Genomic DNA, 6,902 nt, shown 5'->3' with positions numbered 1-6,902 from the left:
ACGACTTCTTTGCACTCATCGCCCTCAAGGCTGGCACAGACTTTGAGCGCGTTATCGCCACCTGGGCTGCCGTTCTGATCGGCGTGGTCCTTCATCTCCTGGCGCGCATGACGCTGAATGGTGTCGAAGATTGAGCGGTCTGGACGGGCTTGTCACATTGGGCCAGCCCTGGCCGTTTGGCGGCGCAGTATGACGCCCGCTCGACCGCTACCCCATTGGAGACGCACGAATCGCCATGGTTCCGTGTGCTACTAATGACAAGTCAGAACGTTCAATGTGACAAACCCACAGCTATGGCTTTTGAGAGGTTTCCAGAAGCTCTGACTTCAGCGCCATGAGGGCCAGCAGCGGGGCTGGAAGAGCCACACCGGCTCGGCGCATCTGCTGCCCCACCGCTCGGCAGATCTGTAGATCGTTGCCGCCAGCAGCCTGCTCCACTTTCTGGACAGCCTCAGCCGTGGGCTTCGGCGCCGACGGGGCTGCTGGCTTGGCGGGCGCCGCCGGCGGGGCCGGTTGTCCCTGCGCCTGAGGCGCTGATTGGAGAGTGGGAGCGATGTTGGCGGTCGCTCCGGACGGAGCAGCCGCGTTCTGCGACTGCCCTTGCGGCCCTGCCGCGCCCGGACCAGCGTTCGAGATCTGCCCACTTTGGCCAGAGGTCTGCTGCGGGGTGCCAGCGGTACCGGACGGCTTCGACTCCTCGCTGCCTTGCTTCGGGGCTTGCACGGAGGTGGCCAGCTGAGCTGGTTGCGTGTCCGCCTTCTGCGACGGGTCAGGCTGATGTACGAAGGCGAGCAGCTCCTGGCACAGGTTTGCAGGCTTGCCTATGCCCGCTCCTGGGCTCGGCTGAGGCTGCGGGCTGGCTGCTGGAGGAGCGTCCTGGGCCCGTGCGGCAGCCGGCACGAGGAAGCTGGCTGCGAGCAGGGTGGTAATCAGGATCCGCATGGCGCACCTCCTGATGGTCGCTGAATGGCACTCAGCCCCACCGAAGAGGGAACCTAGCGCGCCAGGAGAGGCGACAAGGCCGCACGCAGGAGAAGTGCGCCCTAGAACACGTCCCCTCCATCCGCGTCGTAGCGGTCGGGATCCATTGTCTCTCTCACCAGCGGAATGTGGACCGCGGGCACGATTTGGCCTCTGGCCACTGACTGAGGTGGCACGGTGAGCATGGTGGCCCAGAAGGCTCCCGTAGCCAGGACGAAGGCCACCGCGAGCATAACGAGCGTGCGCATGGGCGCCTCCCGCATCGAAGACCCTCAGCGTAATGCAATCATCGTGCACATCTCCATGGAAAAGCGGCGGGCTCGCGAAGAAATACAAAATCCAGAATGCCGCAGTGGATCTGGTCTCGGTTCAGTGCTCGAGATGAGCTGAACTTGTCAGTCCGATAGTATCGCGAGAATTGAGAAATTGGCGGAGATGGCCGAGTTCCCGGCAGCGCCGCTGACGAGAATGGTCACGAAGTACTCGTTGAGCGCTGAGAGGGTGCGCAATGGAGAGCGGAGTAGACCTCCTGGCACTGGATATGCCTGAGGCCCCTCGCTTCACGTTTCACATCATGGCCGCAGCGGCCGAGCAGGAAGCCTGCGCGTCAGCGACCGGACGCGAGCCACGCTGGCTGCTGCAAATATGAGGGGCATGCAGATGGGCAGGAACGCAGCCGCACTCAACACCAAACGTGGCGAGCAAGCCGACGACTACGCAGCGAGGCTGCGGCCCGTGCTGATCGAGTTACAGGCCGAGGGCATCACCAGCGTCCGTCGCACGGCGGAGGCGTTAAACGAGCGTGGCGTGCCTACGATCACCGGAGGGCAGTGGCATCCCACAACGGTGCAAAGGGTGTTGGAGAGGCTGAACTCTCAGGTTGCGCAGTAGGATTTGGGCGAAACGAAAATGGTATTGCGAAGAAGGCCGTCGATTGGTGCACTGGGTGCGGCCAATAGGGCAGGGGCCTCGCCACTGGCAGGCCGTGCTATTTGCCGCCCGCTGCGTCCCGCCTGATCAATCGGGGTTCGTCGTAGACCAGCGCCCGCACATGCTGGGCTGCGGTCGCCGCTACCTCCCTTTGTCATTCCGTCCATCATTCGGCCGGTATCGGCAAGCTGATGCCGGACTTGCCGGCGTTGAGGGGTGGCTCACTTGCCTTGCAGGAGCGATCCAAACCTCTGCCTGAGGATTGCCAGCTGGCTCCTTGCCTCACCTGCCCTGCGTTCGTGAATGCTGCTCAGTGCCCTCAATGTCTCAGCCGCTGCCGGTGATCCGCTTTAGGCAACAACCTCGGCGATAGAGGCAACATCCCGTGCGGCCCGCTCGTCGATGGCAACCGCTGCGGTCAGTGCCTCGGCCATTTCTCTTAGGCTCTGACGCGCGGCCTCGCCTGCCTCACAACCTCCGACAGCCTCAGATCCTGCGAAACGGCTTTGGGTCAGGCCACAATGAGCAAGGCCGCAGTCGCTGCATCGACTGCGGCCCGCTTGTGCCAGCGGCCGGAACTACTTGCGGCTGTCCGCGAGTGCCGCCCGCCTGTTGCTGGAGCGACCACTCGCGTTGGAGATCTCAACCTCATCCCGCCGGATCGTGTCCCGCACCGTCTCAACACGCTTCGTGCGCTCCCGACGGACCACGACCTCTTCCCGGACCCTGACCCCCTTGGCCACCAGCGGCACTTCGGAGGTCTCGACCATCTCGACGGTGAGCTCGGTCAAGGTCTCTCCGGTCGCCTGATCGGTCACAGGTCTGCGCCGCTCAACCACCACCTTCTCGTCATACAGCGTCACCTGCTGCTCGGCCGGCACCTCGACGACATAGCGGCGCACCGTGGTCGTGCCGCTGTTCTCGGTGCGCTTGCCCACGATCAGCGTCTCTTCGGCGAGCGGGATGACCTCCTCTTCCTGGCTCGACACCTGGTTCCTGGCAGCCGAGACACTGCCGGACCGCGCCAGGGAGCGGCCGGACGGCACGCCCCACAAACCAAACATCGCGTCGAAGAACAGCGAGCCTGTGCTCAGCGGAGCGGTCGCGACACGCTGCGCGGTCTCGGCAGCGCTCTGGGCCACCTCGCGAGTGCTCTCAGCGGCTGCTTCGACGGTTCGTGCCACCTGCTCGGCAGTCTGCCGGGTGGCCTCTCGGCTCGCCCGCTCGCGATCGGCGGCTTCCTTCTGCTCGGCCAGGAGCTTCTCGGCCTGCTCACGCTCCTGCCTCTGCTCGGCCCGGCGCTGCTCAGCCTCGGCCCGCTTTGCTTCCTCGGCTTCGGCCTTCCCCTCTTCGATCTTCTCGACGATGGCCTGCGCCTCCTCGTCGCTCAGCGCCTTCAGGACCGCCGGGAGCAGGTCCTTGCGCTCATCCCTCACGCTTTGCTGGAAGACCTTCCGCAACTCGGCTATCTTCGGGCCAAATTCCTCGCTGCCCTTTGGTGTCTGCTCCAGCTCAGCCAGCAGCTTGCGGGTTTCTTTGTTGTCGTTCAAAGCAGGGGTGATGAGGTCTTTGGTTTCCTTGTGCTTCCGGAGGACTGGGAACAGGTGCTCCTCTTCCAGCTTGGCCAGGAGCTCCAGCTCTGACTTGAGGTCACCCAGGAGGCGCTCGCGCGTTTTCACGGCATTGTTCGAGGTGTCTGCGAGCGCCGCGAAGAGCTCGTTTGCTTTCGTCGGGCTGGTCTGTATCAGTTGCCTAATCGTGGTCATGATTGCCTCATAATATGTTACAAAATGTTCTAGTAGTGCGTGACAAATCCGATTTTATTTCTGTTCGTCCGGCAACGCTTGGAAGGTTTCTTGCAGTTTGACTGCAGAACTCAACATCGATCCAGATTCCCCTCGGCGGCAACCTGAAGCCGGCCCTCCAGCTTGCTGTTGAGCCTCAATGTGCGCGGCTCAGATGGTGACGCCTCAGCGAATGCTAGTTGAGCTCTGCTGGGCCATGCTGGAGATGGTTTTGCCGGCCTCCTCGACGGCGCGCGCCGAGGTCTCGGTGATGGAGCGGCTGTCCTGCACGATGTGCTGTAGGCTCTCGCGGGCCAGTTCACTCTGGATCGCGGCAAACTCCTGGACCGACTTGGCCCGGGTCAGCTTGTTCAGCCCGTCGAGGTTGCGCTGCCACTGGCTCTGAGCCAGACCGAACCAGCCGCGCGAGGCATCCTGGAAGGCTTGGGTCAGAACCGTGCCGCAGCGCGCGACCGCTTCCATGTTCTGCTTCGACTGACGGGCAAGGCGCTCGCTGTCCTCGCCGGTGAAGCCCAGCGTCCTGGTGAAGCGCTCCGCGACCTCACGTGCCTGCTGCGAGGCGGTCTCGAGCCCGCGCTGCACGATCTTCCGGGTGTTCTCAGCCGCCTGCTCGCTGAGATCGGTCATCCTGTTCATGCCGTTGCGGGCAGCATCGGCGAACTGCTTGCCCTGCTCGGCCGTATTGTCGAGGTTCGCCTTGGCCGTGTCGGCGACCTTATCGTTCTGCTCGCGCTGCTTGGCCTGGGCGGTGTTCTGGTCGAGAGCCATCTTGTCTCCTGCCCGTGAGGATGATGTATTCAGTCAGCTCACATAAGAATATAAGCGTTCCGGCCTGAGGCGGCGAAGGATTTTTAACCTCTCTTCGCGCCGCACCTAAGTTGTGCTTGGGCACAGTCATTCAAGTCTTGCTGGACCAATTGGATCCGAATGAATTTATTCTATTCGCCGTCAAATGTTATAGCCAGGCCGTAACCGTCTGAGTGCACTGCACAATATGCTCCACTGCGGCTCCCCACAGGCATCCGGGAAGCCCGGCAGACGATGGTGCGCCGGTGATCAGGGCCTTCACAGCGTCAGTCATCAGCTCAGCGTGTCATTGCACCCAAGGTCGTCATAGCGACATCGGCACTTGCCAGCCCTAGACCTCACCCTTCCTTGTCTCGGGCGCCAGCTGCCACCACGTCCGGTCCAGCTAACAACCCAGAAAGGATCAGGATGGCACGCTTCATTGCGGTTGAGAGAGGCACAGGTCGCGTCTACGGCGACACGGCTCGATTTGGCTCAGTCGGCAACGTGGTCTCGCCTGCAGACGCAGTTTGCCTGTTCGACCGCTATGCCGGGCGCGTCGCTCGCGGCTTCGGCTACGTCAAACCCGACAGCCATTCCGCACATTACGATGTCTACGAGATCCCGCGCTCTGCTTCCGCTCGCGCCACCGCTAGCGATGCGGAGGCGCAAGCTATGGTCCGTGAGCATGGCTCGCTGGTGACTGCCCTTGTCACCTACAATTCCTAAGTGCGCCCTTTACCGGTCTGCCGGTGCGCATCAGTATAACAGGCGAGCTGCGCTAAGCTTTCCCGCCGTCCCTCCACGACGAAATAGCGGCCCAGTTCGCGTATCGAACCCTGCCAAGCGCGCAGGTGGCAGCGACTGTCGAGCGCTGGCGCACCTAAGTCGCCGATCCCTTTCTCGATGACCTCGTCCGACTTGCGCGCAGCGAGCACCACCACCGCCGCACCTGAACTGCGAGAACCATCGGAAGCCCTGCGGCGATGGGGTAGGCCAGAGGCGTCACATCCTCCCCAGTCAAATGGTCGGCCACCATCCAACTGAAGACTGTCAGGTTGATCATTGCGATCGCCAGCGCAGCCAAGCCATCGTGGGTGGCAGAACGGGGCAGTTTCGGCGCACCTTCGGAGCCAGGTCGGGCGGAGTGGGTCATACGCACGAGATAACCCCCCGGCACGCTCCTCAAGGCGCCGCGGCGTATCAGCCTATCAACTGGGAGTGGAATGGCGGCTGATGCACGCGAGAAACCCTGTTTGCGCGGCGCGGAACTTGAGCGGATCGGGATCCGGTGCGGTATGGCCGGCGTTAACATGCCCTACCGTTTCAGGGGAGGGCATATGCACTCGGATCTGGAGCACGCGCGGCAAGCCTGGGACCGCGCCAAAAGCGTCGTGCAACATCTAGAAGAACGTCTGCCAGGCAACCCGGAGGAGGCGTCCCGGCATCAGGCTGAGCTGCATCTCGCCCGGCTGCGCGCCTACATGGCTCAGGGGCGGGTCATCGCCCTGGAGAGGAGCTGCCTGGCGCACAAGGCCTGTGAGGACGCCCCTCGGGAGCGGCTGAGGGCGTCTGAGGCCTTCGCCGCGGCGCTCGCCGAGCCTTGATCAGAAAACCAGCTTACCGAGACGGCTTCGTCCCACCGCCGAAGCCCTGCTGGAACATGCGAGTGAATGCGTCCTGCACCTGCTCGGCGCCCTGAGGAGCCAGCGACATCCAGCTCCTGAGCAGAGCCTCAGGCGAGAAGCAGTCCATCTCGGCCAAAATCCGCCGCTCCATCTCGGCGAGGATCTTCGCTTGCAGCGGCTGGACGTCGGGCAGCCCGAAGAAGGTTCGCGCCTCCTCAGGCGTGCAGTCAATCTCAACCTTGACCTTCATCGTGCAGACCACCTGCGATCTGAGGTAACCAATCTGGATGGGACCGCGTCCGCTCCAGCCTGCCGACGAAGCGTGCCTATGCTCTGCATCGGCAGGCTGGCATTGCCCGCACCCACAGCACTCGAGTTCTCAAGGTCTGCTCCGGCGATCCACGCGCCGACCAGAACCAGGGTTCCGACTACGATCAGAACGTAGGGCATCATCCCCGTTCCCGCCGAGCACTAGGCGGAGCAGCATAGGAGGCTCCTCCGGACCCGTACAGCAGGCCTGAGGCAATCAGCTGTGTGCTTCAGAGACGCAGAAGGATCGGTAGCGCACCAGCAACGATGATCAGCAGGAAACCCAGGGCCGTGAGCACGTGGGCCGTGTAGTCGCGCGGGTACCGCTCGGTGCGAGATTTGCTGCGCATCGGTTGCCCAGGCTCCTCGCGGAGCAGTGTTGCATCGAAGCCCGGGATTGGATCATTGCTGAACGTCGTTAACAGAATGCTAAGCAACGCGTCTCGACTTTCGCGGCTATCCT

At 63.0% G+C, this 6,902-nt stretch carries 10 protein-coding genes; 4 read left to right on the top strand and 6 right to left on the bottom strand.

The features are described from left to right. Positions 1–1,043 precede the first annotated feature (1,043 nt). Positions 1,044–1,229: a hypothetical protein gene (locus MOX02_RS28730; RefSeq protein ID WP_147029200.1), complete on the bottom strand. Its 186-nt coding sequence runs from the start codon at positions 1,227–1,229 to the stop codon at positions 1,044–1,046. On the opposite strand from MOX02_RS28730, the gene MOX02_RS31655 reads away from it, so the two are divergent. After that, the gene (locus tag MOX02_RS31655) at positions 1,228–1,371 is read left to right on the top strand and encodes a hypothetical protein (RefSeq protein WP_170268039.1); all 144 of its coding nucleotides are present in this window, start codon (positions 1,228–1,230) and stop codon (positions 1,369–1,371) included. The two genes, MOX02_RS28730 and MOX02_RS31655, sit on opposite strands and share 2 nt — an antisense overlap. Positions 1,372–1,626: 255 nt before the next feature. Further along, complete coding sequence (locus MOX02_RS33060) at positions 1,627–1,872, top strand: recombinase family protein (RefSeq protein ID WP_147029199.1); 246 nt, start codon at positions 1,627–1,629, stop codon at positions 1,870–1,872. A 617-nt stretch (positions 1,873–2,489) separates the two neighbouring features. Here the strand turns inward: MOX02_RS33060 and MOX02_RS28720 are convergent. Together MOX02_RS28720 and MOX02_RS28715 are read right to left on the bottom strand one after the other, a co-directional pair. Then, positions 2,490–3,677: a YsnF/AvaK domain-containing protein gene (locus MOX02_RS28720; RefSeq protein WP_147029198.1), complete on the bottom strand. Its 1,188-nt coding sequence runs from the start codon at positions 3,675–3,677 to the stop codon at positions 2,490–2,492. 204 nt (positions 3,678–3,881) lie between these two features. Beyond that, positions 3,882–4,484, bottom strand: a complete 603-nt coding sequence (locus MOX02_RS28715; protein WP_147029197.1) for a phasin family protein — start codon at positions 4,482–4,484, stop codon at positions 3,882–3,884. A gap of 447 nt (positions 4,485–4,931) precedes the next feature. Between MOX02_RS28715 and MOX02_RS28710 the strand changes: the two genes are divergently transcribed. Then, on the top strand, positions 4,932–5,231 hold the full coding sequence (locus MOX02_RS28710; RefSeq protein WP_147029196.1) for a hypothetical protein: 300 nt from the start codon (positions 4,932–4,934) through the stop codon (positions 5,229–5,231). Here MOX02_RS28710 and MOX02_RS28705 read toward each other — a convergent pair. Further along, positions 5,228–5,446, bottom strand: coding sequence for a hypothetical protein (locus tag MOX02_RS28705; RefSeq protein WP_147029195.1), 219 nt, complete (start codon positions 5,444–5,446; stop codon positions 5,228–5,230). The genes MOX02_RS28710 and MOX02_RS28705 overlap by 4 nt on opposite strands. Positions 5,447–5,842: 396 nt before the next feature. On the opposite strand from MOX02_RS28705, the gene MOX02_RS28700 reads away from it, so the two are divergent. Then, the gene (locus MOX02_RS28700) at positions 5,843–6,109 is read left to right on the top strand and encodes a hypothetical protein (RefSeq protein WP_147029194.1); all 267 of its coding nucleotides are present in this window, start codon (positions 5,843–5,845) and stop codon (positions 6,107–6,109) included. A gap of 13 nt (positions 6,110–6,122) precedes the next feature. Here the strand turns inward: MOX02_RS28700 and MOX02_RS28695 are convergent, their stop codons facing one another. Together MOX02_RS28695 and MOX02_RS31930 are read right to left on the bottom strand one after the other, a co-directional pair. Then, the gene (locus MOX02_RS28695; protein WP_147029193.1) at positions 6,123–6,380 is read right to left on the bottom strand and encodes a DUF6489 family protein; all 258 of its coding nucleotides are present in this window, start codon (positions 6,378–6,380) and stop codon (positions 6,123–6,125) included. Positions 6,381–6,669: 289 nt separating this feature from the next. Further along, the coding region (locus MOX02_RS31930) for a hypothetical protein (RefSeq protein WP_210250419.1) at positions 6,670–6,902 on the bottom strand (233 nt) is incomplete at its 5' end.

The organism is Methylobacterium oxalidis (genome assembly GCF_007992195.1).
Lineage (GTDB): Bacteria > Pseudomonadota > Alphaproteobacteria > Rhizobiales > Beijerinckiaceae > Methylobacterium > Methylobacterium oxalidis.
The sequence above is the reverse complement of the archived record's forward strand: the minus strand, read 5'-3'. Positions and strand labels throughout refer to the sequence as shown.